Consider the following 26,436-nt stretch of genomic DNA (forward strand, 5'->3'; position numbering starts at 1 on the left):
CGAACTAGGACGGACTCAGTGTCCGGTTGGCTCAAAGGGCGAAGCGCGGAGCCCGAAGGGCGTGGCTGCCGGTGGCGATCACGCCGCCACTCAAGCGGTCATACTCGACGTGCACCGGCTTGAGGCGGCGCGCGCGGCCGAGGGTGACCTTCGAGTGAAGGTCGTTGAAGCGGTACAGGACGCTCTCGTACTCGCCACGGATGCGGCGGAGATCACGCTCCAGCACCACGACGTCGGCGGCCGGGACCAGCCCGAAGAAGCGCAGGATACGGCGGATCAAGCGCGGGCTCCCTTGCGGCTGACGGTCCAGGCCGGGGCCTTCTTGCGGCCAGCGCCGGAGGCGAAGACGCCCAGCACCATGCTGTATAGTGGGGGCTGCGGGGCCTCGCTCGTCGCGGAGAAGGTGAGCGCCTTGGCCATCAGCGCGCTACCAAAGGCGGCGCGCATGTGGGTCGAGGTGCGGGTGATTTCGCGGCCCTGAGGATCACGCATGTGCTTGGGTCTCCTGGGCCGGAGCGGCCATGAATTGGGGGGTTTTCGGAACCAGCCGGTACTCGGCGAACTGGTTGCCCTCGACGTCCTCGCGGTCGATGGTGACGATCTGCATCCCCTTCGGGACGAGGTCGGCGCGGTCGTTGCGGAGGCGGTAGATGGCGTCCGCCAGGCGGAAGCTGCCGTAGGTGGCCCGAGCGACGGCGTCGGTGATCCGGCCGTCGATCTTCAGGTGACGGATGACGAGCTGGGGTTTCGTGAGGGGATTACGCATGTTGCTTGATGTCCGTTCTGAGTTGGAGATTGGGGACTAGGCGGCCAGCAGGTTGGCCAGCGGCGGCGACCCGGCGGTGCCGTTGTCCCATTCGACGAAGGCGCGCTCGGCGGCGATGCAGCGGATGGTGCCGGTCTTGCCGGAGTGCTTGCCGGTGACCTTGTCGCCGACCTTGAGGTCCGGCTTCAGGGCCGGCGTGAAGGCCGCGTAGGCGTACTTGGTGCCGGGCGTCAGACAGCCCGACACCGGGGCACCCGAGACCGTCTTCGTGAAGACAGTACCGCCCAGCGGGTTGGCCTGGGTGACCTCGACCACCTGGGTGACGGTGATGCGGTCGCCGACCTTCAGCTTCGAGAGGTCGATAAGCAGGTCCGGGTTGGCCTTCGGGACGATCTCGAAGTCGCTCACCGGGTAATGACCATCCGCCTGCTGCCCCGACAGGGCGTTGGAGCGGTCCCATTCCAGGCGCAGCCACCCGTTGTGATGGTCCTTGGCCGTCACGCAGGCCGTAGCGCCAGCCTTGGCGTTCATGGAGCGGCTCGGAGGCAGCAGGACGACGGTGTCGCCCACGGCGACGTCCGTCAGGGTCAGCTTCTTGACGGCCGGCGTGGCCGCCTTGACCAGCTCGAAGCGCCGTGCGTACCAGCCGGAGGCCACACTGCCGTCGTCGCGCTTCACGGTCAGAGCGAAGGTGCCGCCGTCGCGACGGACGCCAGTCACTGTGAACTCCTCGCCGCGACGGAGCTGGTTGCGGTCGACGTGGGAGTAGCCACTGTAGGTCGGCGCGATGCAGCGGACGCGGTCACCGACGTTGAAGGTCTTGGTCATGTTTGCGTATTTCCGTTCTGAGTTGGAGATTAGGCGGCGCTGGACAGCCAGGCGCGCACATCGAAACAGGGGCAGGACTTGAGCCACTCGTTAGGAGTGATCTTCCCGTCGCGGTTCTTGTCCGGCGACAGGTCGCGGTGACCGAGGATCTCGGCCTTGGGGTAGGCATGCTTGAGGTTGGCCAGCATATGGCGCAGGGCGGCGAACTGCTCGGGCGTGAAGTTGTCCTCGGGCGTCTTGCCGTCAGTCTTCACGCCGCCGACCAAGCAGATGCCGAGCGAGCGGCTGTTGTAGCCCTCGACGTGCGCACCCGGCTCGGTCTCCGGGCGGCCCTTCTCGACCCGGCCATCCCGGCGGATCACGTAGTGGTAGCCGATCATGCGGAAGCCGCGCTGGCGGTGCATCACGTCAATCTCGGCGCGACCGATGTCGCGGGAGGCAGGGGTGGCGCTGCAATGCACCACGAGGAAGTCGACTTGCTTGATCGGCATGATTTTCATCAGGTTCCGGGGTCTTGCGGCCCGCTGAGCACGGTGCCCCTCGCCATCTCGGCGAGAAGTTCAGGGGCGGGCGCATAGTTGATGGTGACGTCCACCCCGCCTTCGGCGTCGGACCACGTCTTCACGACCGACAGGCCGATGACCTGGGCGTCGTCCTTCCAGAGGACTTCGCTGTCGTTGAAGGCGTCGAGGACCGACTTGGCGTAGTTGTCCACGTCGGGCTTGGGGTGGTTGAGCTTGGTGGTCTTGGGGGCCGGCACCTGACAGGTCAGGCGGACGACCACGGGAGACTCGAAGTGGCCTTCGGGAGCAGCGAGGCCGCTGTCCCGGACGTACTGGGCGACCGCCTTCTTCCAATCCATGTACTCGGCCGGCATGTAGACGGTCGGGAACTTCCCCCGGACCACTACGCGTGGCCGGGGGCTGGGGATCGGAGCGAAGGGGACGGAGAACGTAAGAGCCAGGGGGCTCTTAGATGTCATCGTCCGCGTTGTCGTCAGCGTCGAACGGCGGGGTGTCGTTGGTCACGGCCTCGGCATCGCCGACGTCGTCACCCTCTTCCTCGCCGAAGCCGTACTGGTCAGCCGAGCGAGCGCCGCCCGAGACCAGGGTGATGATCTGCACGGCCTTCAGGCGCAGGCTGACGCCCACGACACCATCGGTTTCGCGCAGGTAGGGGCTGGCCTCGACCGCCAGGCGGAGCTTGGAGCCGCCACCGATTTTCGGCGGGTTCTTCAGGACGACCTTCTGGGCGTTGAAGAAGTCCGGCTTCTGCTCCCAGCTCTTGCCGGTCTTGGTGGTGACCTTGTGCTTGAGCTTGGCGTTGATCAGCAGGCGACCGGTTTCGTCACCGGTCTCCTCGTCCAGCTCGGCCTTGGCGACTTCGAGCTTCTTCAGGTTCTTCGCCTTGCCAGCCTTCTTCTCTTCGATCAGGCGGGCCACGGTGGTGTCGAAGAACTCGTCGCGGATCTTCTCCAGCTTGGCGACGAAGTCTTGGACCGCCGCGTCGTCGGCGTCGTAGGCGACCTTGGTGTGGAACTCGCCAGCAGCGTTGAACTTCGTGTCCGGCTCATTGAGCTTGGGCCAGATAGCGATGCCAGCGGGGGCCATCAGGGTCGGGTAGTTTTGGGCCATAGGTTCGGGAGTTATCCGTTCTGAGTTGGAGATTGGGGAAGGGAAGCCCAGTAGTCAGCGGCCTCGGCCAAGGCGGTGGCGAACTTCAAGACCTGTTCAGGGCTCTCGAAGATGAACGCACCGTCACGGCCCCGCGAGATGCCGACCGAGCCGTCAAGGCGACTGTTGCCCACAGCAATTCGGTCGTATCGGCGGCCGTTGAACCAAGCGGGCAGGGGGCGGTCAGCAAAGTCGCTGTGATTGTGACGCATCTGGGGTTTCCCGTTCTGAGTTGGGGATCAGTTTTGAGGCAGGGCCTACGAGGCGGTCTTCATCCGCTGCTCGATGTCCCGCTCCAGGACCGACAGGTCGTAACCCTCGGCAGCCAGGAGCATCTCGGTGTGGCTGTTGACGACGCCGTCGATCTGCATCTCGGCGGTCGCGGTGTTGAGCAGGGCGGCGATGGTGCGCTGCTGCATTAGCGGGCCACCAGCAGCTTCCAGAGACGACGGAAGGTCACGCGGAACGACGGACCCCAGGCGGCATCCGGCAGCAGGATCGTGCCCAGCGGGCCGAAAATGGCGTCGCCAGCGAACTCGATGAACTTGTCCACGCCCTTGGCGATGCACATCAGGGCGAACAGCGGGGCCGCCAGCAGGATCAGCAGCGGGAACGAGATCAGGCCGACCAGGGCGTGAGCCCGGCGGGCCAGCTTCAGGTCGACTTCGACGGTCTTCAGGCCGATCCAGGTGTAGGCGTAGGTCTTGCCCAGGTCGAAGTCGAAGCGGACGCGGCGCTCGCTGCCGACCTTGCGGGGGCGGTAGGCGTCGAAGCCCCAGATGACCGGCAGGCTGCGGCCGAAGGAGACGCGGACGAAGGGGAAGATGAACTTCATTGTTGCGGTTGCTTTCGCGTGAGTTCGCCGGCCGCGTAATCGCGGATGGCCTGGACGTGGTAGGTGAAGGGGCCTTCGGCCTGCCGGAGCATCCGAAGGGTCCGGGCGACTTCCTCGTGGGGGTCGAGGCCGCAGCCCTGGCAGACCACGACGGCGGTCAGGAGCAGGGCGCGAACTTGGTCGCTCGGGTTGATCGTCTCGTTCCGGCGGAGCAGCTCAAAGGCCGGGTCACGGAGGTTGGAGACGGTCGAAGAGAGCCGAACGCGGTCGGCTACGGAGGCGAGGCTCAACGCCTAAGCGACCCTGATCTTGTTGTTGGTGTCGAATGTGAACCCGGCGTCTTTCAGGCGGCGCAGATCGGCGCACCCGAACGAGAAGCGGTTGAGCGACCCGTCGATGCGGCTGATGAAAGCCAGCTTGCAGACGGTGCCGCCGACCGAAGCGGTGATCAGCGCGTCGCCGTCTTCGTCCACGGTCAGGCCCACTTCAACGCTGTCAGCGGGGCGGTCGTTCGTGATGAATTTCATGAGGTTCTGGTCTCTCGAAAGGGGCGAGGCGTGTGGCCTCAAGGATGAGCTTTAATTCCCGCTCTGAGTTGGGTATCGGGCCTAGCGACGGCTCGAATACGAGCGGTAGGACGAGCCCGAGCTGTACGAGGAGCGGCTCGAATAGGAGCGCGCGCTGTAGCTGGACGACGGCCGGTAGCTCGACGAGTAGCTCGGGGTCACCCGGTAGCTGGGCTTCGAGTACGCCGAGGTCGCCGCCGGCTTGCTCGGCGACGAGCTGAAGAACGACCGGCGCGGGGCGGGGGCCGGCTTGGGCTGCGGCTTCGGGCGCTCATAGCGATGGACGACGGTCGTCTGGTGCGGCTGCTGGACGACCACCGGCTGACGCGGGGCCATCATGTTGCCCAGCATCGCGCCGCCCAGGAAGTAGAGCAGGCCGTTGTCGTTGCCACCACCTTGGGCGGGCTGGCCGGGCAGGCCGTTGGCATCGGGAGCCGAGCAGGCGGTCAGGGCCAGTGCAGCAGCGGCGGTCGCCGCGAGGATCATGCGCTTCATGTTTCTCGTTCCGTTGAGGAGGGCGTCAGGCCCAAGGGTGAGCTTTAATTCCCGCTCTGAGTTGGGAATTGGTTAGGCGAACATGTACTCGGCCTCCAGGAGGAGGTTCAGGTCGAGGTCCCCCATCGGAGGCAGCTCGGGTAGCAGCTCGGCCACCTCGGGCGGGAGCTGGGCAGCCAGCTCATCCCTGAAGCGGGCGAGGACGTTGGGCGTGTACTGCTCCACGAAGGTGGCGCGCAGCGTGTGCGACAGGGTCGCCGCGTTGGCTGCGTGGGTGCCGAAGCTGTCGTGGATGACGGCGAGGTCGGTGATGCCCTTGCGGACGCAGGCGTTGACCGTGGCCTTCAGGTGGGCCGCATCGTTGGAGTGGACGAAGTTCGGTGCGATGCCGTTCGTCTGCCCGTTGGTGTCCAGCGCCTCGGAGTCCTTGGCTATCTGGAGCTGGATGCGCTGGCCGTTGAAGTGGACGTTAAGCCGCTCCCCGGTCACCTTGCGGTACGCCTGGAGCACCGGCAGGCCCACCGGAGTGGTCCACCAGATGGGCTGGCCCGCTTTGGCGGCGATCTTCGCGGCTTCCCGCAGCCAGGCCATGGCCCCCGAGGCGGCGGCCACGGTGTCGGCGATGGCGTCCCACAGGACGAAGGACAGCCAATTGGCCGAGGCGTAGTTGTCGTAGCCGCCCAGGTGTGGGGGCTGACCTTCCTCCTGGGCCTCCTTGTCCATCTCCTTCAGGGTCGACAGGACCATGTCCTGCATCCCGAAGCGGGTCGCCGAGTAGCAGTAGGTCATGGTCGGGCGCTTCGCGAGACCACGGGTGATCTTACCGCCTTGCCAGGGGTTCTCCATCTCGACGCTCTCTTCCTCCCCGGCCGAGTTCCGGCGCTTGTGGGTGAAGAAGGGGGTGGTGTCGGCGACAGCCTGGGCGCGGTCCTTGACCTCGGAGTAGACGTCCTGAGGCTTGTCGACCGGCAGCAGGTTGACCGCACGGGCACCGACAGGGTCTCGAAGCATCGCGGAGAAGTGCTGGAGGCCTGAGTTGGAGCCGTCCAGCGCGACCGGGATGTGGCTGACGAAGTCGGCACCCTCGCGGATGAACCCGGCCCACTCGAAGCAGGCCGCGAGCGCGCAGTAGGGGCTATCGGCCTTCGTCCAGAAGCGCTGACCGTCGAGCGGATCATCGGCGCTGTCCAAGATGGCCGGCGTGTTCGCGAAGACCCAGTCCAGGCGCTCCTGGAACTCGACCTTGTCGACGCCGAACAGGTTGGCGATGTGGACGGCCAGCCACCACGCCCCGGCGTCACCGAGGGGCATCCCCTTGGCGAACTTGATGAGGGCCTTGGCACTGTCGTCGCCTTGCGGGTGCGGACCCCCAATGGGGATCGGATAGATGCGGCCCCGGAAGTCCAGCTCGTGCGGGAAGTAGATGGCCTCCTCGTCCTTGAACTTGTCGGCGATCCAGAGGCGCTGGCTGAAGGCCAGTCGCTTGGACATGGCCTGCTGGTTCCGACCGTGGACCCTGGCGGCTTCCCGTTTCCAGGCGGCGCGGGCGAGGTCGTTGGTCTCGATGTCGTCCGGCTTGGCCGGCATGGGGAGGTCGTCGCGGCGCGGCAGCTTGCCGAGGCAGCCACCGCCGTCCCAGACCTCGCGCATCACCTCCAGGACGCGGGTGTTGATCACCCACGGGACCTCCTGGACGGCGTTCACGGCGGCGTAGACCTCGGGCATATCCACGTAGCGCAGCTCGCTGTGGTAGGGGCCGGACCATTGCTTCACCAGCCTCATGCCGGGGCGCTTGGTCAGGTACCCACCCCAGAACGGCGTCCGCCAACGGCGGGGGCGCACGACCATGGGCATGTGGATGGGCTCAAGGATCTCGCAGCGGGCGTGTTGGCGCTCCAGCCACGTCGCGCAGGCCTCGGTGGGCCGCAGGACGAAGGTCTCGCCGCGCCCGATCTTCATGGTGTCGAGGACGAAGAGGTCGGTGCTGGCGCAGAGCAGCTCTAGCGCGCGCATCCCGGCCTGGAGCTTGTCGGCTTCCGAGAAGTCCGTCTTCGCCCCTTCCTTGTCCATGATGTCGCGGATGGCCGAACGGCGCTTCGCGCCCTTCTTCTGCTTCTCGACGAGCCCCTTGTAGCCGGCCTTGTTGGCGGACTTCAGGTTCAGCATCTCGACGTGGTCGATGAGGGCGTTGGCGATCTGGAAGGACGTCGCCGTCGCCGTCAGGCGGTTGGCCGCAGCGTTCACCGCGACGCGGGAAATGAGGTAGGCGGCCTCCTTTGGGGAGACCATCCCGAGCAGCTTGAAGCCACCCGGACGACGCCCAGCGCCGCCGTTACGGATGCGCTCGCACCATTCCCAGAGCGCTGCGGAGAGCGGCTCGATGGTCAGCTTCAGGAGCTGGCGGCCAGGCGGAAGCTCGGCTTCCTCCTCGGTGCTGGCCGTCTCGGTGCGCCAGGGCAGCGGGCGGTTTGCCCGGTACCTTGCCGAGCCCAAGGCCCGGCTGTCGTCTTCGAGATCGAGCTGTCGTTGGATCAGCTCCCGTGCGGTCGGCATCTTCAGGTGATCTCCAAGTTAACTTGAGGTGAGCCTCGTTCCTCGGCCCCAAGGGTGAGCTTTAATTCCCGCTCTGAGTTGGGGAATAAATGGCGGCTCTGCGGATGTCAACTCAAGGCGGCCTCCGCTCTGAGTTGGGTAGTGTGCCAGAGGTGTGCCATCGACGTGCCTTGGCACGGTGTGTCAACGGCACACCCCCGGAGAAGGGGCGTCGCAGCCAAGCGGGACGGGGATTTTAATGGCCCCGTCTCCGCCATCCCCCGCAAATCTCTGATTTCTATCGAGAAATTTGTTGCGGTCGGTTGCCGCTTCAGGCGCTCAGCAACCTTGCTTCATCGATGAGCCCTCGGCGTAGGGTATTGATATTGAAGGGGAACGTCAGCCCGCCCGCGACAGGCCGAAGCAGATCAATTCCACGGCGCTGACGTCTTCGCCGTCGAGCGGCTTTGTAGCGAAGCCGAGTTTTCGGTCGGGACTCACCCGTTGGACCTCGAAGCCCGCCGGCGCCCTTAGCCAGCCCTCGCAGTCGTAGTTGGACGTCCGGAACGACGCGACGGCGTTTTTCTCGCCGCGAGGGGCCACGGTGATGACGCTTATCCTGCGGGCGTCCGACGAGACGGCGAAGTCCCAGAAGAGCGCGCCCAGGTCGACGGAGAGGAGGTCGTTGAACGCGGCGTCCGCGACAACGCCCAGCCAGGGCGTAGGCTCTGCCCTGAAGACCTTGCTGGGCTCGCGCACCAAGCCTTGCCCCAGCGAGAGCCAGAGGCCGCCGTGTCCGTCCGTGGCGGTGGCGCAGACCGGCGGCGCCTGAGCGATCCGCTTGGGTGCGGTCGCAAGGCCAAAGTCCGCCGACCACACGCCGCCGTCGCCACAGATGGCGATCAGGCGTCCGCGCGAGGCGTGGACTCGCACGTCATTCTCCAGCAGACGCCGTTTCACCGCTCCGGTTTCAAGGTCGATGCTGTGCAGTGCAGGGGCGGCGTGGTTGGCGGTGTGGGCGTAGCCGCCCCCGACGACGAGATCGTCGCTGTAGCGCGGAACCCGCGTGGTCCATTTCGTGGTGACCTTCAAACTCTTGCGGTCGAGCCTAAAGAGCTTGGTGTCCGTGGCGGCCAGCCATGCGCCCTGGGTCTCCAGGGCCATGGTCCGTGGGGCGTTACCGAGCCTGACGGAGGTCAGCTCCCGTCCGTCCTCTAGGCTGAGCGCCCGCAACCGCAGCGCCGAGAACGCCACGCCCCATCCATCGCTGACGAGAACACGATCGCCGTCCGGATCGATCCAGAGCCCATGGGCGCGCGCACCTGGAATGACCGTCCGCCAAAGCACGGAGGCCTCGGCGGGGCGGCTCGGAAGGCCCGAGGCGGCCCTCTCGACGATGTTCATGCCCGCGGCTCCTTACGATCGGCAGCCGCGATCGGACCCGGCTGGGTCGTCCGGGCAGGCCCAGAAGCCCTCCTGTTGGCTAGGAAGCGAGGCTTCGGAATCGGCGAGATCCAGGAACCAGTGGCCATCGCGGAAGGGGACGATGCCCGTGGCGACCAGCTCCTGCGAGAGGGCGGGGCCCAGGAAGGGGAAGGCCGCCTGCAGGCGGGGATCGCGCGCCCAGGCCGGGCTGTCGACCAGACGGTAGGCGAAGTTCAGGATCTTGCCGTCGTCGCCGACCGGCCACGCCCGGGTGATCTGGCGTCGAGCGTAGCAGAGTTCGGCGCTGGTCTTGCCGCGCGCATTCGTGCGTGCGCGAAAGTCCGCACGCGCCATCGCAGTCGGCTTGAAACGCACCTGGCCTTCAGGCGCGCCGGTGTCCCGCTCCAACAGGCCCGCGTCGAGCAGCGCCCGGACGCCCCTGAGGTCCAGGCTGTCGGCGCTGATCTCGATCGGTGAGACGCCGGTCAGGACGGGCGTGCACTGCCGGGGATCCTTGTCGAAATGGGCCTGGATCTCGCGGACGGCCTCGCCGCTTTCGATCGAGCGTCGGGCCTGGTCTTCGGGACGGGGCGCGCAGGCCGCCAAAAGCACGAGCAGGCCCGCGCCCATCCACCGGAAATGCATGATCCGCCCCTCGCGTTTGCAGTCCGGGCTGGAACGCGTGGCGTCGGTTGGAGTTGCGGCCTTTTCAGCCCAGCTGCCAGGGTTGGGTGAGCCGTCAAAGCCGGCGTGGCGCGTGGTCGGTGACGAGGCGGCCCTGCGCGTCCATGCGGGCCGGAACGATGCCGGGCATTTCTCGGAAGGGCGTTTCGTTGTCGTTGCCGAACAGGGTGCACCACCAGCGGCCTTCCTTGTCGCGGAAGAAGTTGCCGCCGCCGGCGCAGGGCACGCTCTCGTAGCGGCCGCGATAGGGGCCGAACGGTTTGTCCGCGTGGGTGAGGGCGAACGAGTAGCGGCCGTCGAAGCGGTCGACGACGCCCAGATAGTAGCGGCCCTCGTGCTTGAACATGGTCACGCCCTCGAAGCCGACGTCCGAGAAGCCGCGATGGACGCACTTCTTGTTGTGGTGGGTTGGATCGGGATCGGGCGTTTCAAAGCGGATGGGTTTCCAGACGTCGGCATAGCCGGACAGGTCGTCCTTCAGCCGCACCATCTCGTCGCCCGCGCCATAGGTCAAATAGACCGCGCCGTCGTCATCGGCGAACAGGGTGGCGTCGATACCATTCTTCAGCGGCGCTTCGGGCGAGAAGGCGTGGACATAGGGACCCTCGGCCTTGCCCGTGGTGCTCTTGAGTACGGCTAACCCCGAACGGCTGATCGAGTGGCAGATATAGTAGTTGCCCTTGATGAAGTGGATCTCGGGCGCCCAGACGGCGCGGAACGGCATGCCCTTGCGCACGCGCCACTGCTTCTCCCAGACGCCGTCCTTCTCGATGCTCCAGACCAGGCCCAGATAGTCCCAGCGCTTGAGGTCGGGCGAGCGCCACAGCTCGATGCCGTCGTTGAAGGTCCAGACGTTATCGCCGGTGGTGCCGGTCATGTAGTAGTGGCCGTCGCCGCCCAGGCAGATGATCGGGTCGCGCATGTGCACGTTCCACAGCGGCTTGATGGGCGGGATCAGCCCCTGGGTCACTGCGCGGGCCGAGTCCGAGTTTTCCCACGGCAGCGGGTCGAACGGCACGGGGCCAGGGCCCTTGTAACGCACGCCCTTGCGCGCGACGGCGGCCTCGCTGGAGACCCAGCCGCCGCGTTCGGACTCTGGCGTGACGGGCGCGCCGGGGCCGCTGCGGCCGCGATAGGTGTAGTGGCCGGGCGGCGGCGGATCGGTCGGGCGGCCGGTGTCGTCGGCCTCGACCGGTGTAGCGGGCTTGCCGCCGCTCTCTTGAAAAGTCTGAGTTAAGGCGCCGCTTGCTTGGGCTGCGCCGGTGAGGGCGGCCGTGCCGATGGCGGCGCCGCCGAACAGCATCGCGCGGCGATCGGGATCACGCGGGTGGGCCATCATCGTCTCCTCCGGCGCGCCACGAGCGTTTTCCGCTCCTCGTTAAAGGCGTCGCGACCTCACGCTATGGACGGCGATACAAGCGGTCCAAGTCAGAAATCAAATGGAACGAGACCCGTTCTGCATCAATCGGCCAAGCAACGCCCGATCGATACTCAGATCGGGTCCAATCTTTCCAGTTTAGGCAACGATCCATGCCGCAATGGAAATGGACTTGTCGGAGTAATGGTCATGTTATCGGTAACATAACCTGCAATAAGCAGGGCGCTTAGGGACGTGCATCGCAGGGTGCGCGCAAGGGAAACGAACATGCATACTTCAATGCGATTGATGACGTGCGCCAGTATCTCGGCGATTGCATGGAGCCTGGCGGCCGGCATGGCGTCGGCTCAGGAATCGACGTCGCCCGCCGATACGGCCGTCGAGGAAGTGGTCGTCACCGGCTATCGCGCCAGTCTGGCCAACGCCATTTCCGCCAAGCGCCTGGCCAAGGGCGTCACCGACTCCATCAAGGCTGAGGACATTGCCGACTTCCCCGACCTGAACCTGGCGGAGTCGCTGCAGCGCATCCCGGGCGTGGCCATCACCCGCGCCAATGGCGAGGGCCGTCAGATCTCGGTCCGCGGCCTGGGTTCGGAATATACCCGCGTGCGCATCAACGGCATGGAGGCCATGGCCACCACCGGCGGCACCAACAATTCCGGCGGCACCAACCGCAGCCGCGGCTTCGACTTCAACGTCTTTGCGTCCGAGCTCTTCAACAGCCTGACGGTGCGCAAGTCCGCCTCGGCCGATGTCGAGGAGGGCTCGCTGGGCGCCACGGTCGACCTGGATACCGCCCGCCCGTTCGACTACCGCAAGCCGACTTTGGTGATCAGCGCCCAGGGCAGCTACAACGACCTAGCCCGCGACGTGAAGCCCCGGTTCACGGCCCTGGCCTCGCGGACCTGGGCCGACGGCAAGATCGGCGCCCTGGTCTCGGTGGCCTATGAAAAGCGCCACCTGTTTGAAGAGGGCGCCAACACCACGCGCTGGGCGTTCGGCGGCGCCAGCGGCGGCTTCAACGCCGCCTCGACGATCAATGGCCTGACCCTGGCTCAGATCAACGAGACCGACACCAGCAAGGCGATATTCCACCCCCGCACGCCGGGCTACATCCGCTACGACTTCAACACCGAGCGTCTGGGTATCACCGGCTCGCTGCAGTTCCGTCCCACGGTCGACACCCTACTGACCCTGGACGTCCTGGCCTCGACCTCGGACGGCGTGCGCGACGAGTTCAACCTGGGCAATCTCAGCTTCACCCGCACCGGCGCAGGCAAGCCGGCGACGATCATCCGCTCGGGCACGGTCGACGCCAACCGCAACCTGATCAAGGGCGTGTTCGACAATGTCGACATCCGCACCCAGGCTGCGCACGACGAGCTGTCGACCAAGTTCCGCCAGATCTCGCTGACCGGCGAGCACCACTTCTCCGACAAGCTGAAGGGCGGCTTCTCGGTCGGCCACGCCAGCTCGAAGTTCAACAACCCGGTCTCGACGATCATCACCTTCGACCGGATCGACTCGAAGAACTATTCCTGGGACTTCACCTCGCGCCTGCCGACGCTGAACCAGGGCTTCGACACGACCAATCCGGCCAACTGGTCGATGACCAACGGCACGTCCGAGGTGCGCCTGCGCCCCAACTCCGTCGACAACACCTTCACGTCCGGCAAGGTCTTCGGCGTCTATGAGCTGAACGAGGCGCTGTCGCTGAAGGCCGGCGTCGACTACCGCGAGTTCGAGTACGAATCCCAGGGCCGCCGTCGTCGCAGCGAGACCCAGATCAACACGCTCAGCGCCGCCGACCTGGCCGATGTCTCGACCGTGTTCTCCGGCTTTGGCCGCAACCTGAACCTGCCGGCCGGCAACGCCACGGGCTGGGTCGTGCCGGACCTGAACAAGTTCATCTCCAAGTACAACATCTACTGCAACTGCGGCATCTACGAGCTGACCGGCGTCGAGAACTCTTCGGCTCGCGGCGAATTCCGCACGATCACCGAGAAGAACACCGGCTTCTACGCCCAGCTGGACTACAACAAGGAGATGTTCGGCCTGCCCATGCGCGGCGACGTCGGCCTGCGTTACGTCAAGACCGACCAGGCCTCGACCGGCTACACCGCCGTCGGCTCCTCGATCGAGCTGGTCACGGCCGAGCGCAAGTACAACACCCTGCTGCCCTCGGCGAACCTGGCGATCGACGTCACCGACCAGTTCGTGATCCGCGCCGCCGCGGCCAAGACCATCGCGCGTCCGTCGATCCAGGCGCTGTCGCCCGGCGGTGACATCTCGATCCAGGGCGGCAACCGCAGCTTCTCGCGCGGCAATCCCGACATCAAGCCGACGGAGTCCAAGAACCTGGACCTGTCGTTCGAATGGTACCCGGACAACGGCTCAGTCGTGGCCGTGGGCCTGTTCTACAAGAACATCAGCACCTTCGTTCAGTCGCTGCGCCAGGACATCCCGTTCAATCAGCTGGGCCTGCCTTCGGCGCTGCTGGACGGCACGGGCGTGCAGGGGAGCGAGCTCTTCCTGGTCAGCCAGCCGGTCAACACCGCCGGCGGCGAGCTGAAGGGCTTCGAGGTCAATCTGCAGAAGAACTTCGACTTCCTGCCGGGTTTCCTGAAGAATTTCGGCGTCCAGACCAACTACACCTATGTCGACTCCGACATGGAGTACCTGACCTCGACGACCCCGGGCGCGCCGACCGTCAACCAGACGCTGGTGGGCCTGTCCAAGCACGCGGCCAACGCCACGCTCTACTATGAGACCGAGCGCTTCAGCATCCGCGGCTCGGTCGCGTATCGCCAGGGCTACCTGACCCAAGTCCCGGGCAGCGAGGGCAACGACGTCCAGGGTACGAACTCGACGACCAACTTCGACATGTCCGCCTCGTACAACGTGACGGACAAGCTGAAGCTGACCTTCGAGGGCATCAATCTCAGCGACGAGATCAACGACCAGTACGTCGACTCCAGCAATCGCATGAGCGTGTACTCGCACACCGGCCGGCAGTTCTTCGTCGGCCTTCGGTACCAGTTCTAAGGCCACCCTCCCTATGCCGGGCGGCCGCTGGCCGTCCGGCGACTTTTTCGGGACGTGGGAACCAGGAGGCGGCCGCCGCCTCGCAGCTTGAATTCAAAGGGTAGGGCTTATGGGACTGAACCGCCGTGACTTCATGGGCGCGTCCGGCGCCGGGGTGCTGGCGCTGTCCGCCGTCAACGCCATGGCCGCGCCGCGCCAGGACGCCATCGCGATCGACGTGCCCGACCAGGGCTGGCGGATGTGGATCGACCGCGCCGCGACCTTCGCCGAGGACAAGATCTTCCTGCCCTCGCAGGTCGACCTGGCCAAGCTGCCGGTCAACCCGCCGACCGGGGGCTGGGATGCGGCCCTGACCTCCAAGGACCAGCTGTCGGTGACCCTGCCGGCGACGGTCGAACAGTACCTCTGGGGGGCGTTCGGCAAGCAGCCCTACACCACCGAGGAGTATCGTTTCGCCGACGAGGACACCGTCCCGCAGTTCGGCGCCTACGAGGGCGTCTCGTGGTGGCATCGCAGCCTGGACATCCCCGCCAACGCCCGCGGCAAGCGGGTCATCCTGCATGTGCGCGGCGCCCGCCTGCGGGCCGAGGTCTATCTGAACCGCAAGCTGGTCGGCTATTCGATCATGTCGGAGCTGCCGTTCGAATGCGACCTGACCGCGGCCATGCGACCGGGCCGGGCCAATGAGCTGGCCATCCGCATCACCAATCCGGGCGGGCGGCTGGACTGGCGGGACTCGGCCCAGTTCGACTGGGGCGGCGTGCTGCTGTTCAGCTCGCACGGCTTCGGCGGCCTGGATCGCGGGATGACGCTGACCCTGCACCCGCTGGACGCCCGCATCAGCGACGCCTGGGTGCTGAACACGCCGCAGCCCAAGACCGTCACCGCCCACGCCGAGTTGGTGCTGGACAAGGCCGTCGCCTCCGCCGCGGCGTTGAAGCACAAGCCGCAGGTCGAACTGCTGGACGCCGACGGCAAGCCGGTTCCGGGCGATGTGCAGATCAAGACCCTGACCGTGGAGGGCAAGACCGCCCGCGCCGTCTTCCAGGTCGAGGCCCCGCAGGCGCAGCTGTGGGACATGGCCACGCCCAAGCTCTATCGCCTGCGCTTCCGCTGGGGCGGCGACGAGCGGACCGTCACCTTCGGCTTCCGCTGGTTCTCGCCCGAGGGCATCGGGACCGACGCCATGCTGCGCCTGAACGGCCGCCGCATCCGGCTCTATTCCTCGATCTCCTGGGGCTATTGGGGCCTGAACGGCATGTTCCCGACCCCGGAACTGGCCAAGCGCGAGGTCGATGCGGCCCAGGCCATGGGCCTCAACTGCCTGCACTTCCACCGCAACGTCGGCAAGCCTGAGGTCATGGAGGTCGGCGATCGCCAGGGCCTGCTGCGGGTGATGGAGCCGGGCGGCGGCAAGCACGCCATCTTCGTGCCGGCCAAGCCGGGCGTCGCGCCCACGCCGGCCGAGGCGTTCGGCCGGGAGTTCATGCGCGAGAAGTGCGTGGCCATGGTCAAGGCGTTCCGCTCGCACCCCTCGCTGATGCACTGGACGCTGCAGAACGAGATCGGCGTCGAGATGAGCAATCCCGACATCCAGATCGCGCTGAAGCTGATCCACGACGCCGACCCCAGCCGGGCGGTGATCCTGAACGACGGCTATGTCGTGCGCGGCAACTGCCAGGCGATGTATCTGCCCTACAGCGACCGCTACTACAGTTCCGACAAGGACCAGTGGGGCGGCTGGTGGGTCGATCACCAGGGCGCCGGCGACCAGTGGTACGACAAGTTCTACAAGTCCAAGGACGAATACATCCACATGCAGAAGGGCAAGCCCTTCATCGTGGAGTTCGGCGAGATGGAGGCCACCGCCGTCCCTGATCACCACGGCCGCATGCTGGCCGAGATCGCCAAGGCCCCGGCCGGCGCGTCCTACGACCGCGAGGACCACGAGGAGATCCTGAAGGGCACGGACGCCTTCCTGGACAAGTGGGGCTTCCGACAGGCCTTCCCGACGGCCGACCATCTGTTCGCGTCGCTGGGCCAGAAGCAGTTCGACGCCTGGCAGAACTACATGGAGAACATCCGGCTGGGCGAGAGCGTCGACATCGCCTGCATCGCCGGCTGGGAGACCACGGCGATCGACAACCACGCCGGCCTGGTCGACAACCTGCGCCTGCCCAAGGGCGATCCGGCGGTGATCAAGGGCAGCCTGCTGCCGGTCCGCGCCATCGCCAAGCAGCGCAAGCTGGCCTTCGCGGTCGGCGAGCAGGCCGAGTTGGACATCTGGCTGTTCAACGACACGCCAGAGGCCGTCGGCGGGACCGTCCGTGTCTCGGTGGTCGACCCGAGCGGCCGCAAGACGCTGGTGCAGACCTATCCCGCTCCGGCCCAGACCCCGGATCAGTTCGCCTATCTGCTGGCCGAGAAGGTGATGGCGCCAGCGTTCACGGCGCCAGGGCTGCACAGGTTCGAGGTCGAGCTGGACAGCCGTCCCGAGGCGACGTTCCAGCGCGCCGCCTGGGTGGTCGCGGCCGGACCGGCACTGCCGCGCAAGGTGCGGATCGGCGTCGACCGCGTGGCCCAGTCCTTCCGCGAGCGCCTGGCCCGTATGCCAGGCGTGACGGTCGAGGACTTCAAGCCGGGCGTGAAATACGACCTGATCGTCTCCTCAGGCCTGAAGGCCGACGAGATCGCGCGTCGCCAAGTGGGCGAGCAGACCGGGCTGGAGATCCGTCCTCGCCGCGGCCAGGGCACGATCGTCGCCGTCGGCGAGGTCCCGCAGGTGATCATCGACGCCGCCGTCGCCGGCACGCCGTTCCTGGCCATGGTCCCGGAAGACGGTCTGGCGCGCGGCGCGGCCCAGCAGCTGGCCAAGGCCGGCCTGCTCAAGTTCGACGGCGAGGTCGGCACCACCCGCGCGCCGTGGATGGGCAACTGGAACTACCTGCGCGCCCACGCCCTGTTCGACGGTCTGCCGGTCGACCAGGCCGCCGGCGTCCTGCACCAGATCGACAGCCACGCCTCCAATGGCTTGGTCGTCGATGGCGACGGGATCGAGGTCATGGCCGGTTACAGTCGCGACCATGACCGCCGCAACGGCGCGGCGTGCTTCACGATCCGCAAGGACCGGGCGCGCATCCTGTTCCACCGCATGCCCGACCTGGCCGGACCGATGCAGGACCGTTTCCTGAACAACGCGGTGCGCTGGCTGATCGCGACCTAGGCCGGTCGCGGTCGCCAAGGGTATAAGGCCCTCTACGCCCTTCCTTTCATGAGGTGGTTCTTGCAAGCGCGTATCGCGGGTCTGTCGCTGTCCCTGTTGTTGCTGGCCACGGCCGGCGCGGCCTCCGCCCAGAGCAGCGCTCCGGCGCCGTTCACGGTCGAGCGCGTGCTGGGCGAGATGCGAACGGCGGGCATCGCCGTCTCGGTGCCAGCCGATCCGCCGGCCGGCGCGATCAAGGCCAGCGAGGACGTCGAGTACCTCCGGCGCGGCGCTGAGGTTCTGCGGCTGGACATCTATCGCCCCAGCGCGGCGGGCCCGCGTCCGGCGGTTCTGATCCTGCACGGCGGTGGCTGGGAGTCCGGTACACGCCAGATGGAAAGAGGTCTGGCCAAGGCCTTGGCCGCCCGAGGCTTTATCGCCATTCCCGTCAGCTATCGCCTGGGCGCCAGCGGACGCTTCCCGGGCGCGGTCCATGACGTGAAGGCGGCCGTGCGCTGGGTGCGCGCCAACGCGAAGCGGTTCGACATCGATCCCGACTTCATCGCCATCGCCGGCGGCTCGGCCGGCGGACATCTGGCCGCCCTGGTCGGCGCCAGCAACGGCGTGGCCAGCCTGGAGGACGGGGCAGCGTTCGACGCCAAGGCCAGCGCCGTCCAGGCCATGGTCGACATCGACGGCGCGGCCAGCTTCCCCGACGCGGCCCTGATCGCCCAGGAGCAGAAGCGCCAGGGCGCGACCTCGCGCTTCCTGGGCGGCAACTATGTGCAGCGTCGCGAGACCTGGTTCGCCGCCTCGCCGCTGACCTATGTCAGCCCGGCCAGCGCGCCGTCGCTGTTCTTCGCCACCAACGGCAAGTCGCCGATCCTGCCGGGACGGGTGGAGATGGCGGCGCGGCTGCAGGCCCTGGGCCTGGCCGCGGAGGTCCAGGACCTGCCGGCCGGCACGCCGCATCCGTTCTGGCTGCTGGAGCCTTGGTTCACGCCGCTGGTCGGCGAGATCGCCACCTTCCTGGACGCGCGCTACAAGGCGACCAAGCCCTAGGCGCCGCGGGTGCGCTTGCGGTGTTTGGCCAGGTCGATGCCGTGGCGTTCGACCTTGTCGTAGAAGGTCTTGCGCGGGATCCCCAGCACCTCCAGCGCCTTGCGAACGTCGCCCTCGGCGCCGGCCAGGGCCTCCTCGATCAGGCGCGCCTCATAGGTCGCCACCCGGGCGGGCAGGGGCGCGGGACCGCCGGGTTCGGCCTGGCTCGCCTGGTCGGCCAGGCCCAGGGCCACGCGCTGGGCGTAGTGGCTGAGCTCGCGCACATTGCCGGGCCAGTCGTGGTCGTGCAGCCGCCAGCGGACCTGGTCGCCGATCACCGGCTGCGGGCCGTTCAGCCGCTCGCAGGCGCGGGCCAGGAAGTGGGCGAACAGCAGCGGCACGTCCTCGCGCCGCTCGCGCAGCGGCGGGATGCGCACCCGCACGACGTCCAGGCGATGAAACAGGTCCTCGCGGAAGGTCCCCGCCGCGACGGCCTCGCCCAGGTCGCCCTTGGCGGCGGCGATCACCCTCAGGTCCAGGGTGTGGGCGCGGCTGGCCCCCAGCGGCGTGACCTCGCGCTCCTCCAGCACCCGCAGGAACTTGCCCTGGGCCTCGGGGGCCAGGGTCTCGATCTCGTCCAGGAACAGGGTGCCGCGGTCGGCCTGTTGGATGCGGCCCGCGCGCTGGCGCATGGCGCCGCTGAACGCGCCTAGCTCGTGGCCGAACAGCTCGCTGTCCAGGGCCTGGGCGGGCAGGGCGGCGCAGTCGACGGCGACGAACTCGCGATCCCGCCGGCGGCCCCAGGCGTGCAAAGCGCGGGCGGCCAGCTCCTTGCCCACTCCGGTCTCGCCCTCCAGCAGCACGTCGACGTCCGCATTGGCCAGCTGGCGCAGGGTGGCGCGCAGGCGCTCCATCACCGCCGTCTGGCCGATCAGCGGCCAGTCGCCCTGGGCCTCGACCGAGAGACGACGCAGCTCGCGGTTCTCCAGCACCAGCCGCCGCTTCTCCATCGCGCGCCGGATACTGCTGACCAGCCGCTCGGGCGCATAGGGCTTGGCCACGAAGTCGTAGACGCCGTCGTGCATCGCCTCGACCGCCTCGGTGACGTCGGCGTGGCCCGTGATCAGCAGCACGGGCAGGTCGGGATCCTGCTCCTGCAGGCGGCGGAACAGCTGGCGGCCATCCATGCGCGGCATGCGGATGTCGCTGACCACCACGCCGGCGAAACGTTCGGACAGGGCGGCCAGCGCCGCCTCGGCCGAGGCGAAGGCCGCGACCTCGAAACCGGCCAGCTGAAGGGTCTGGACGTTGGCGTCGCGCAGGATGTCATCGTCGTCGATAAAGGCGACCTGGTTGACGGTGATCGGCATTACGAACGCGCCTTGGGCAGGGACAGGACGAAGCGGGCCCCGCCGGGGCCGGGCTCCAGGGAAAGCTCGCCGCCGAACTCGGCGACGATGTCGCGGCTGATCACCAGGCCCAGACCCAGGCCGCGGGTCTTGGTGGTGGCGAACGGCGTGAACAGGGTCTTGGCGGCCTCGGGCGCGACGCCGGGGCCGTTGTCGGCGACCAGGATCCGCACCTGCGAGCGCTTGATCGAGACCTGGATGCGGATCTCCGGATCGGGCTGGCCCTCCATCGCCTCGACGGCGTTCTGCAGCAGGTTGACCAGCACCTGCTCCAGCCGGAAGCGCTCGGCCATCGCGGGCGCGGCTTCATCGGCCTCGCTGCGGATGACGCTGACGCCCTGCTGGCGCAGGCGCGGGCCGACCAGCAGCAGGGCGCCGTCGATGGCCTCGCGCACCACCACGGGGGCTGGCGGGGCGCTGGACTTCCGGGCGAAGGCGCGTAGTTCGTCGGTGATCAGGCCGATGCGATCGGTCAGGCCGGCGATCAGGCCGAGATTGGCCTTGGCGGTCTTGTCGTCGGCCCGCTCCAGGAAGACGGCGGCGTTGTCGGCATAGGCACGGATGGCGGCCACCGGCTGGTTGATCTCGTGGGCCACGCCGGCAGCGATCTGGCCCAGGGTCGCCAGCTTGTTGGACTGGATCAGCTCGTCTTGCATCCGGTGGACGTGGGCCTCGGCGCGGCGGCGCTCTTCCATCTCGACGGTCAGGCGCTTGTTGCTCTTGCGCAGTTCGGCGGTGCGTTCCTGGACGCGGGCCTCTAGCTCCAGGCGCGCCGCCTCCTGGCGGGCGGCGCGGATGCTGGACTGACCCCGCCAGCGCAGCAGGGCCGCGGCGATGGCGCAGGCGACGAGGCCGATCAGCACGGCGATGGCCCGCGCCCCCGCCACGGCCGTGCGCAGCGGCGCGCCGACCGGGGTCAGGGTGTAGACGGTCCAGTCCACGGCCCCCAGTTCCGCGCTGGCGGCGATGAAGCGGTTCTCGTCCTGGCCCGGCGGCGAAACGCTCGTCAGGGTCGGCGCGCGGCCGGCGCGCAACATGGGCGAGGTTTTCAGCAAGGCGAACGGCGCGTCGCCGAAGCGATGCTCGGCGTGCAGGCGGGCCTGTTCGGCGCGGGGCAGGGGCGTCAGGGTCGAGAAGCGCCAGGCCGGGATCGAGGTGACCATGATCACGCCCCGGGCGTCGGCGGCGAAGGCCGGCTCGGCGGCGGACCATTCGGCCTCCAGCGCGTCGAACTCGACCTTGACCACCACCACGCCCAGTACGCCCTCGGGGCCGTCGATGCGCTTTGATATGAACAGGCCCGGCCGGCGGCTGACCGTGCCCAGCGCGAACAGCTCGGCCGTCCCGTCGGCCTGGGCCTCCTTGAAGTAGGGTCGGAAGCTGTAGTCGGAGCCGACGAAGCTGGTCGGTTCGCGCCAGTTGCTGGCGGCCAAGGCCATGCCCTTGGCGTTCAGCAGATAGATCACCGCCGCGCGAGTGCCGCCGCTCAAGGTTTCCAGCTTGTGGTTCATCGCCTCGACGCCGCGCGGATCGCGTGCGCGCAGCAGTTCGGCGACGTCCGGGTCCTGGGCCAGCACGAAGGGCAGGGAGCGGTGCTTGGCCAGTTCGCTGCGCAGCACCGCCGCGTGCAGGGTCGCCGAGGCCTGGGCCTGGCGCGCCAGGTCCGCCGTCGCCCGGCGCTCGGCCATCGCGCCGGCGAAGCCCACCAGAGCGGCCAGCAGCACCAGGCCGGCAGCCAGGAACACCGCCCAATGCCGGACGGCGGGGTCGCTGAGAGTCGGCCAGCGCGACGGGGTCATGAGCACCTTTCCATGATCTGTGCGGATTTTCGCACAGATCGCGCATCCGGCGTGGGGATATTCGCTCCGGCGTCTCGCGGGCGGATCACGTCGGTGATGGAAATCGACAGGTAAACCAAGGTCTTGCAGCTTTTTCCGGGACCGCTTGCGCGGCTTCCTCCTGACAAGGATCGTCTATCCAGGCGTCCCGGCAAAGGGACGCAGGGTGGAAATGCGGTCCCTCGGGACCAGGTGAAGAGGCTCTGAGTGCAGACGATCCAACCGGCCGTTCCGGCGCGTCCCTTGCCGTTCTACCGCCACCTGTACTTCCAGGTGCTGGTCGCCATCGTGCTGGGCGGCGCCATCGGCCATTTCGCACCCGACACCGGCCAGGCCCTGAAGCCGCTGGGCGACGCCTTCATCAAGCTGGTGAAGATGGTCATCGCGCCGGTGATCTTCCTGACCGTAGTCACCGGCATCGCCGGGATGCGGGACCTGGAGAAGGTCGGCCGCGTGGCGCTGAAGGCCCTGGGCTACTTCCTGGTCTTCTCGACCCTGGCCCTGGTGGTCGGCCTCGTCGTCGCCAATGTCGTCCAGCCGGGCGCGGGCATGAACATCGATCCCGCCACCCTCAAGACTGACAAGGTCGCCGAGTATGCGGCCAAGGCCCACGACCAGACGACCGTCGGCTTCCTGATGCACATCATCCCAAACACGGTGGTGGGCGCGTTCGCCGACGGCGAGATCCTGCAGGTGCTGCTGATCTCGATCCTGTTTGGCCTGTCGCTGACCCTGATCGGCGAGGCCGGCGAGCCGGTCGTCGATATGCTGGAGCGCATCGCCCAGGCCTTCTTCAAGTTCGTGCACATCGTTATGAAGGCCGCCCCGATCGGCGCCTTCGGGGCCTTCGCCTTCACGATCGGCAAGTACGGCATCGCCTCGATCGCCAACCTGGCCATGCTGGTCGGGACCTTCTACCTGACCTCGATCCTGTTCGTGATTGTGGTGCTGGGCGCGGTCGGCTGGGCCAATGGCTTCTCGATCTTCAGCCTGATCCGCTACCTGAAGGCCGAACTGCTGCTGGTGCTGGGCACCAGCTCCTCGGAGGCGGCCTTGCCCAGCCTGATCGAGAAGCTGGAGAAGGCCGGTTGCCCGAAGTCGGTCGTCGGCCTGGTGGTCCCGCTGGGCTACTCATTCAATCTGGACGGCACCAACATCTACATGACCCTGGCGGCGCTGTTCATCGCCCAGGCCACCGGCGTGCACCTGTCGTGGGAGCAGCAGGCGCTGCTGCTGGGCGTGGCCATGCTGAGCAGCAAGGGCGCGGCGGGTGTCACCGGCGCCGGCTTCATCACCCTGGCCGCAACCCTGTCGGTGGTGCCTTCGGTGCCAGTGGCCGGCATGGCCCTGATCCTGGGCGTCGACCGCTTCATGAGCGAGTGCCGGGCCCTGACCAATTTCATCGGCAACGCCGTCGCCGCCATCGTCGTCTCGCGCTGGGAGCGCGGCCTGGATGCCGACGCGCTGAAGGCGGCGCTCAATCCCGGCAAGGCGCCGCCGCCGCCGTCGGATGGACCACTACCGGATCCAGCGCGCCCTTAGCGCCGGACCCTAAAGACCCGTAAAATAAGAAATATTGGGGAGCTGAAACATGAACTACCAAAGCCTTCGCGGTTATCGCCGCCGGCTGGCTCAGGGCGCGGCCCTGGCCGCCATCCTGATCGCCACCGGCGCCGCCGCCCAGGACGCCAACAGCGTCGAGGAAGTCGTCGTCGTCGGCACCCAGATCAAGGGCGCTAAGACCACGGCGGCCCTGCCGGTCACGGTGCTGGACGAGAGCGCGATCGCCGCCACCGGCGCGGTCTCGGGCGATGACCTGTTCCGCTCGATCCCGCAGATGGGCGATGTCTTCATCAATCCCAGCAACAGCCCGCAGACCAGCAACTCCACGCGCGGCGACGTCAACTCGATCAACCTGCGCAGTCTGGGCGTCGGCAACACCCTGGTGCTGTTGAACGGCCGCCGCCTGGTCTCGCACCCGACCAGCCAGTCATCGGGCACCGTGCCGCTGCTGGGCTTCAACGCCAACGCCATCCCGACCTCGAACCTGGACCGCCTGGAAGTGCTGCGCGACGGCGCCGCGGCCATCTACGGTTCGGACGCCGTGGCCGGCGTGGTCAACACCGTGCTGAAGAGCAATTTCGACGGCCTGTCGATGGACGCCCAGTACGGCTGGGCCGAGGGCACGCACCGCAAGGAATATAGCAGCAACATCTTCGCCGGACGCAACTTCGCCGAAGGGCGGGGCAACATCTCGGTCAACGCCAACTTCACCTGGCGTACGGCCCAGCGCCCCAGCGACCGGCCCTATACCGCCACCCAGGACCTGCGCCCGCTGTTCGCCGGCTATCCGGAGTACGCCGTCAGCGCCGCGCCGGACAACCGCGGCAACCAGAACTCGTTCGCCAATTTCACGGTGTTCGGCGGTCCCGGCGTGATCCGCCAGGGCACGACGGCCCTGACCTCGGCGGCGGGCGCGACCCACGTCCAGCCCAACACCATCGCCGGCTGCGCGGCCCAGCTGGGCAACGGCCTGTGCCTGGGGACGGGCAACCTGGCCACCGGCAGCACCGCCAACGCCTATCGCTACAACGCGCCCCAGAACGACGCGACTACGGTGGCGCCGGAGATCAAGCGCCAGAACCTGTTCCTGAACGGTCACTACGACATCAGCGACACCCTGACGGCCTATGGCGAGGTCGGCTTCTACCACGCCACCTCCGAGGCCCTGACCACCCAGGGCACCAGCCTGGTGGTGATCGGCGTGCCGGCCAGCAACTACTGGAACCCCTTTGGCCCGGTGACCTTCGCCAACGGCCAGGCCAACCCCAACCGCCTGGCGAACCTGACCAACGTGCCGGCCGCCGGCCTGCCGGTGACCTTCACCAACTATCGCTTCAACGACCTGGGTCCCAACAAGGTCGAGGTCGAGAACTACCAGACCCGCTTCCTGGGCGGGCTGAGGGGCGAGACGTGGGGCTGGTCCTGGGACTCGGCGCTGCTGTACTCCAAGGCCGACGCCAAGGACGAGAGCGACGGCATCGACAGCCAGAAGCTGGCCGCCTCGCTGGCCCTGTCGACCCCCGACGCCTACAATCCCTTCAATGGCGGCTGCCTGGACGGCACGGGCGGCGGCGACTGCACGCCCAGCTCGAAGGCCGCGCTGGACGCCATCCGCTTCCGCCTGAAGCGCCACTCGACCACCACCCTGACCCTGGCCGACTTCAAGGTCTCCAAGCCCGACCTGATCAATATCTGGGCCGGTCCGGTCGGCGTCGCCGCCGGCGTCGAGTTCCGCCACGAGACGCAAGAAGACCGCCGCGATCCGATGTTGGACGGCCGTACGCCGTTTACTGATCCGGTGACCGGCAACCGCTCGGCCAGCAACGTCACCGGCGTCAACGACACGCCCAGCACCAAGGGCTCGCGCGATGTCGGCTCGGCCTTCCTCGAATTCGCCGTGCCGCTGGTCTCGCCGGAGATGAGCATCCCGCTGGTGCGCCGCATCGACCTGCAGCTGGCCGGCCGTTTCGAGAACTACAGCGACTTCGGTTCGGTCGCGAAGCCGAAGATCGCGTTTGCCTGGGACGTGGTCGACGGCGTGCGGCTCCGCGGCTCCTGGCAGCAGGGCTTCCGCGCCCCGAACCTGGAGACCACCAACCCCTTCAACTACTCGCGGACCAACACGGTCACCGACTACTATCGCTGCGAGGCCGACTTGCGCGCCGGCCGCATCGCGAACTTCACCGCCTGTACGCGCGGCGTGGGCATCCGCTTCACCACGGCTGGCAACCCTGACCTGAAGGCCGAGGAGAGCGAGAACTATTCGGTGGGCGTCGTGCTGCAGCCGACCTTCATCCCCGAGCAATTCGGCCGCTTCACGCTCACGGTCGACCGCTGGCAGATCAAGCAGGAAGGCATCGTCGGCACGCTGGGCTCGACCAACATCGCCATCCAGGACTACCTGGCGCGCCTGGGCGGCACGAACAATCCGGCCGTGATCCGCTCGGCGCCGACCGTGGATGACGTTGCGGCGTTCGCGGGCACGGGCCTGACCCCGGTCGGCCAGATCCTGGAGATCCGAGACCAGTTCAAGAACCTGCAGCCCCAGACCGTCAGCGGCATCGACTTCGGCCTGAACTGGTCCCTGCGCACCGAGAACGCCGGCCGTTTCACGGTCAATGTCGACGGCACCTACATGGACAAGTATTCGCAGGAGCTGGCCCCGCCCATCGCCGAGCTGTTCGCCGCCCGCGCCGCCGGCACGATCAACCGCGCCACGCCGCTGACTGATCCGGGCGATCTGCTCAAGCGCAACGGCAAGCCGAAGTGGAAGTGGAGCGGCAACGCCACCTGGCGCGGCGGTCCGTTCCAGGTCGGGGCCTCGGTGATCTATACCGGCTCGGTGCTGGACACCGACCTGCTGTCCACAGCCGGCGAGCCCTGGCGCGTGCAGCCCCTGACCACGGTCAATCTGTATGGCCAGTACCGCTTCGAGCAAAAGGGCTGGGCCAACGACACCCGTATCCGCGTGGGGGCGCGCAACCTGTTCGACAAGGATCCGCCGCTGTCGTCAGGGGGCTTCATCGGCTCGCTCTACAACCCCTATGCCCGCTACTGGTACATGAGCGTCAGCAAGTCGTTCTGACGCCGAGTTGGCCGGCCGCTCCTGTCTCCCTGGGGCGGCCGGCCCCTTTCTCTTCTCGCGTGATGAGGTCT

At 67.4% G+C, this 26,436-nt stretch carries 24 protein-coding genes; 5 read left to right on the forward strand and 19 right to left on the reverse strand.

Annotated features, from left to right (window positions below; translation table 11 throughout):
- Positions 1-31: 31 nt before the first annotated feature.
- From ABDW31_RS11785 to ABDW31_RS11865, 17 genes are all read right to left on the reverse strand, one after another.
- Positions 32-280: a hypothetical protein gene (locus ABDW31_RS11785; RefSeq protein WP_343698867.1), complete on the reverse strand. Its 249-nt coding sequence runs from the start codon at positions 278-280 to the stop codon at positions 32-34.
- Positions 277-492, reverse strand: a complete 216-nt coding sequence (locus ABDW31_RS11790) for a hypothetical protein (RefSeq protein ID WP_343698868.1) — start codon at positions 490-492, stop codon at positions 277-279. Before ABDW31_RS11790 ends, ABDW31_RS11785 begins: the two co-directional genes overlap by 4 nt.
- Positions 485-766, reverse strand: a complete 282-nt coding sequence (locus ABDW31_RS11795; RefSeq protein WP_343698869.1) for a hypothetical protein — start codon at positions 764-766, stop codon at positions 485-487. Before ABDW31_RS11795 ends, ABDW31_RS11790 begins: the two co-directional genes overlap by 8 nt.
- 36 nt (positions 767-802) lie before the next feature.
- Positions 803-1,594 (reverse strand): hypothetical protein, encoded by a 792-nt coding sequence (locus tag ABDW31_RS11800; protein WP_343698870.1) that lies wholly within the window; start codon positions 1,592-1,594, stop codon positions 803-805.
- Between the two features lie 29 nt (positions 1,595-1,623).
- Positions 1,624-2,085, reverse strand: a complete 462-nt coding sequence (locus ABDW31_RS11805) for an N-acetylmuramoyl-L-alanine amidase (RefSeq protein ID WP_343698871.1) — start codon at positions 2,083-2,085, stop codon at positions 1,624-1,626.
- An 8-nt stretch (positions 2,086-2,093) separates the two neighbouring features.
- Positions 2,094-2,576, reverse strand: a complete 483-nt coding sequence (locus ABDW31_RS11810; RefSeq protein ID WP_343698872.1) for a RusA family crossover junction endodeoxyribonuclease — start codon at positions 2,574-2,576, stop codon at positions 2,094-2,096.
- Positions 2,566-3,228: a hypothetical protein gene (locus tag ABDW31_RS11815; RefSeq protein ID WP_343698873.1), complete on the reverse strand. Its 663-nt coding sequence runs from the start codon at positions 3,226-3,228 to the stop codon at positions 2,566-2,568. The genes ABDW31_RS11810 and ABDW31_RS11815 overlap by 11 nt, the downstream gene beginning before the upstream one ends.
- Before the next feature lie 11 nt (positions 3,229-3,239).
- Positions 3,240-3,479 (reverse strand): hypothetical protein, encoded by a 240-nt coding sequence (locus ABDW31_RS11820; protein ID WP_343698874.1) that lies wholly within the window; start codon positions 3,477-3,479, stop codon positions 3,240-3,242.
- A gap of 45 nt (positions 3,480-3,524) precedes the next feature.
- Positions 3,525-3,686 (reverse strand): hypothetical protein, encoded by a 162-nt coding sequence (locus tag ABDW31_RS11825; RefSeq protein ID WP_343698875.1) that lies wholly within the window; start codon positions 3,684-3,686, stop codon positions 3,525-3,527.
- Positions 3,686-4,102 (reverse strand): hypothetical protein, encoded by a 417-nt coding sequence (locus ABDW31_RS11830; protein WP_343698876.1) that lies wholly within the window; start codon positions 4,100-4,102, stop codon positions 3,686-3,688. Before ABDW31_RS11830 ends, ABDW31_RS11825 begins: the two co-directional genes overlap by 1 nt.
- Positions 4,099-4,392 (reverse strand): hypothetical protein, encoded by a 294-nt coding sequence (locus ABDW31_RS11835; protein WP_343698877.1) that lies wholly within the window; start codon positions 4,390-4,392, stop codon positions 4,099-4,101. Before ABDW31_RS11835 ends, ABDW31_RS11830 begins: the two co-directional genes overlap by 4 nt.
- A gap of 3 nt (positions 4,393-4,395) precedes the next feature.
- Entirely contained in the window at positions 4,396-4,629 is a 234-nt protein-coding gene (locus ABDW31_RS11840) for a hypothetical protein (protein WP_343698878.1), read from the reverse strand.
- An 81-nt stretch (positions 4,630-4,710) separates the two neighbouring features.
- Positions 4,711-5,163: a hypothetical protein gene (locus ABDW31_RS11845; protein WP_343698879.1), complete on the reverse strand. Its 453-nt coding sequence runs from the start codon at positions 5,161-5,163 to the stop codon at positions 4,711-4,713.
- 72 nt (positions 5,164-5,235) lie between these two features.
- Entirely contained in the window at positions 5,236-7,716 is a 2,481-nt protein-coding gene (locus ABDW31_RS11850) for a DNA-directed RNA polymerase (RefSeq protein WP_343698880.1), read from the reverse strand.
- A 378-nt stretch (positions 7,717-8,094) separates the two neighbouring features.
- A complete protein-coding gene (locus tag ABDW31_RS11855) occupies positions 8,095-9,099 on the reverse strand; it encodes a hypothetical protein (protein ID WP_184718552.1) in 1,005 nt (334 codons plus the stop codon).
- A 12-nt stretch (positions 9,100-9,111) separates the two neighbouring features.
- On the reverse strand, positions 9,112-9,765 hold the full coding sequence (locus ABDW31_RS11860) for a hypothetical protein (RefSeq protein ID WP_184718554.1): 654 nt from the start codon (positions 9,763-9,765) through the stop codon (positions 9,112-9,114).
- 94 nt (positions 9,766-9,859) lie between these two features.
- Entirely contained in the window at positions 9,860-11,140 is a 1,281-nt protein-coding gene (locus ABDW31_RS11865; protein ID WP_221444659.1) for a family 43 glycosylhydrolase, read from the reverse strand.
- A gap of 309 nt (positions 11,141-11,449) precedes the next feature.
- Here ABDW31_RS11865 and ABDW31_RS11870 point away from each other — a divergent pair, with 309 nt between their 5' ends.
- The 3 genes from ABDW31_RS11870 to ABDW31_RS11880 all read left to right on the forward strand — a co-directional run bounded on the left by ABDW31_RS11870 (position 11,450) and on the right by ABDW31_RS11880 (position 18,491).
- Entirely contained in the window at positions 11,450-14,227 is a 2,778-nt protein-coding gene (locus tag ABDW31_RS11870) for a TonB-dependent receptor (protein WP_184718556.1), read from the forward strand.
- Positions 14,228-14,336: 109 nt separating this feature from the next.
- Positions 14,337-17,450, forward strand: a complete 3,114-nt coding sequence (locus tag ABDW31_RS11875; protein WP_184718558.1) for a sugar-binding domain-containing protein — start codon at positions 14,337-14,339, stop codon at positions 17,448-17,450.
- Between the two features lie 60 nt (positions 17,451-17,510).
- Positions 17,511-18,491 (forward strand): alpha/beta hydrolase, encoded by a 981-nt coding sequence (locus tag ABDW31_RS11880; protein ID WP_184718560.1) that lies wholly within the window; start codon positions 17,511-17,513, stop codon positions 18,489-18,491.
- On the opposite strand, the gene ABDW31_RS11885 is transcribed toward ABDW31_RS11880, so the two are convergent.
- Complete coding sequence (locus ABDW31_RS11885; RefSeq protein ID WP_184718562.1) at positions 18,488-19,840, reverse strand: sigma-54 dependent transcriptional regulator; 1,353 nt, start codon at positions 19,838-19,840, stop codon at positions 18,488-18,490. The two genes, ABDW31_RS11880 and ABDW31_RS11885, sit on opposite strands and share 4 nt — an antisense overlap.
- Positions 19,840-21,678, reverse strand: coding sequence for an ATP-binding protein (locus tag ABDW31_RS11890; RefSeq protein ID WP_184718564.1), 1,839 nt, complete (start codon positions 21,676-21,678; stop codon positions 19,840-19,842). Before ABDW31_RS11890 ends, ABDW31_RS11885 begins: the two co-directional genes overlap by 1 nt.
- A gap of 246 nt (positions 21,679-21,924) precedes the next feature.
- Between ABDW31_RS11890 and ABDW31_RS11895 the strand changes: the two genes are divergently transcribed.
- Both ABDW31_RS11895 and ABDW31_RS11900 read left to right on the forward strand, forming a co-directional pair.
- The gene (locus ABDW31_RS11895) at positions 21,925-23,259 is read left to right on the forward strand and encodes a dicarboxylate/amino acid:cation symporter (protein WP_343698881.1); all 1,335 of its coding nucleotides are present in this window, start codon (positions 21,925-21,927) and stop codon (positions 23,257-23,259) included.
- Positions 23,260-23,308: 49 nt separating this feature from the next.
- Entirely contained in the window at positions 23,309-26,365 is a 3,057-nt protein-coding gene (locus tag ABDW31_RS11900; RefSeq protein WP_184718568.1) for a TonB-dependent receptor, read from the forward strand.
- The last annotated feature ends 71 nt before the right edge of the window (positions 26,366-26,436 follow it).

The sequence above is a fragment of the Caulobacter sp. genome, assembly GCF_039596335.1.
Classification (GTDB): Bacteria; Pseudomonadota; Alphaproteobacteria; order Caulobacterales; family Caulobacteraceae; genus Caulobacter.

What these genes read in the sequence shown, in the direction of transcription:
- ABDW31_RS11790 (WP_343698868.1), bottom strand. Translation starts at nt 492, where the DNA reads ATGCGTGATCCTCAGGGCCGCGAAATCACCCGCACCTCGACCCACATG.
- ABDW31_RS11795 (WP_343698869.1), bottom strand. Translation starts at nt 766, where the DNA reads ATGCGTAATCCCCTCACGAAACCCCAGCTCGTCATCCGTCACCTGAAG.
- ABDW31_RS11800 (WP_343698870.1), bottom strand. Translation starts at nt 1,594, where the DNA reads ATGACCAAGACCTTCAACGTCGGTGACCGCGTCCGCTGCATCGCGCCG.
- ABDW31_RS11805 (WP_343698871.1), bottom strand. Translation starts at nt 2,085, where the DNA reads ATGCCGATCAAGCAAGTCGACTTCCTCGTGGTGCATTGCAGCGCCACC.
- ABDW31_RS11810 (WP_343698872.1), bottom strand. Translation starts at nt 2,576, where the DNA reads ATGACATCTAAGAGCCCCCTGGCTCTTACGTTCTCCGTCCCCTTCGCT.
- ABDW31_RS11815 (WP_343698873.1), bottom strand. Translation starts at nt 3,228, where the DNA reads ATGGCCCAAAACTACCCGACCCTGATGGCCCCCGCTGGCATCGCTATC.
- ABDW31_RS11820 (WP_343698874.1), bottom strand. Translation starts at nt 3,479, where the DNA reads ATGCGTCACAATCACAGCGACTTTGCTGACCGCCCCCTGCCCGCTTGG.
- ABDW31_RS11825 (WP_343698875.1), bottom strand. Translation starts at nt 3,686, where the DNA reads ATGCAGCAGCGCACCATCGCCGCCCTGCTCAACACCGCGACCGCCGAG.
- ABDW31_RS11830 (WP_343698876.1), bottom strand. Translation starts at nt 4,102, where the DNA reads ATGAAGTTCATCTTCCCCTTCGTCCGCGTCTCCTTCGGCCGCAGCCTG.
- ABDW31_RS11840 (WP_343698878.1), bottom strand. Translation starts at nt 4,629, where the DNA reads ATGAAATTCATCACGAACGACCGCCCCGCTGACAGCGTTGAAGTGGGC.
- ABDW31_RS11845 (WP_343698879.1), bottom strand. Translation starts at nt 5,163, where the DNA reads ATGAAGCGCATGATCCTCGCGGCGACCGCCGCTGCTGCACTGGCCCTG.
- ABDW31_RS11850 (WP_343698880.1), bottom strand. Translation starts at nt 7,716, where the DNA reads ATGCCGACCGCACGGGAGCTGATCCAACGACAGCTCGATCTCGAAGAC.
- ABDW31_RS11855 (WP_184718552.1), bottom strand. Translation starts at nt 9,099, where the DNA reads ATGAACATCGTCGAGAGGGCCGCCTCGGGCCTTCCGAGCCGCCCCGCC.
- ABDW31_RS11860 (WP_184718554.1), bottom strand. Translation starts at nt 9,765, where the DNA reads ATGCATTTCCGGTGGATGGGCGCGGGCCTGCTCGTGCTTTTGGCGGCC.
- ABDW31_RS11865 (WP_221444659.1), bottom strand. Translation starts at nt 11,140, where the DNA reads ATGGCCCACCCGCGTGATCCCGATCGCCGCGCGATGCTGTTCGGCGGC.
- ABDW31_RS11870 (WP_184718556.1), top strand. Translation starts at nt 11,450, where the DNA reads ATGCATACTTCAATGCGATTGATGACGTGCGCCAGTATCTCGGCGATT.
- ABDW31_RS11875 (WP_184718558.1), top strand. Translation starts at nt 14,337, where the DNA reads ATGGGACTGAACCGCCGTGACTTCATGGGCGCGTCCGGCGCCGGGGTG.
- ABDW31_RS11885 (WP_184718562.1), bottom strand. Translation starts at nt 19,840, where the DNA reads ATGCCGATCACCGTCAACCAGGTCGCCTTTATCGACGACGATGACATC.
- ABDW31_RS11890 (WP_184718564.1), bottom strand. Translation starts at nt 21,678, where the DNA reads ATGACCCCGTCGCGCTGGCCGACTCTCAGCGACCCCGCCGTCCGGCAT.
- ABDW31_RS11900 (WP_184718568.1), top strand. Translation starts at nt 23,309, where the DNA reads ATGAACTACCAAAGCCTTCGCGGTTATCGCCGCCGGCTGGCTCAGGGC.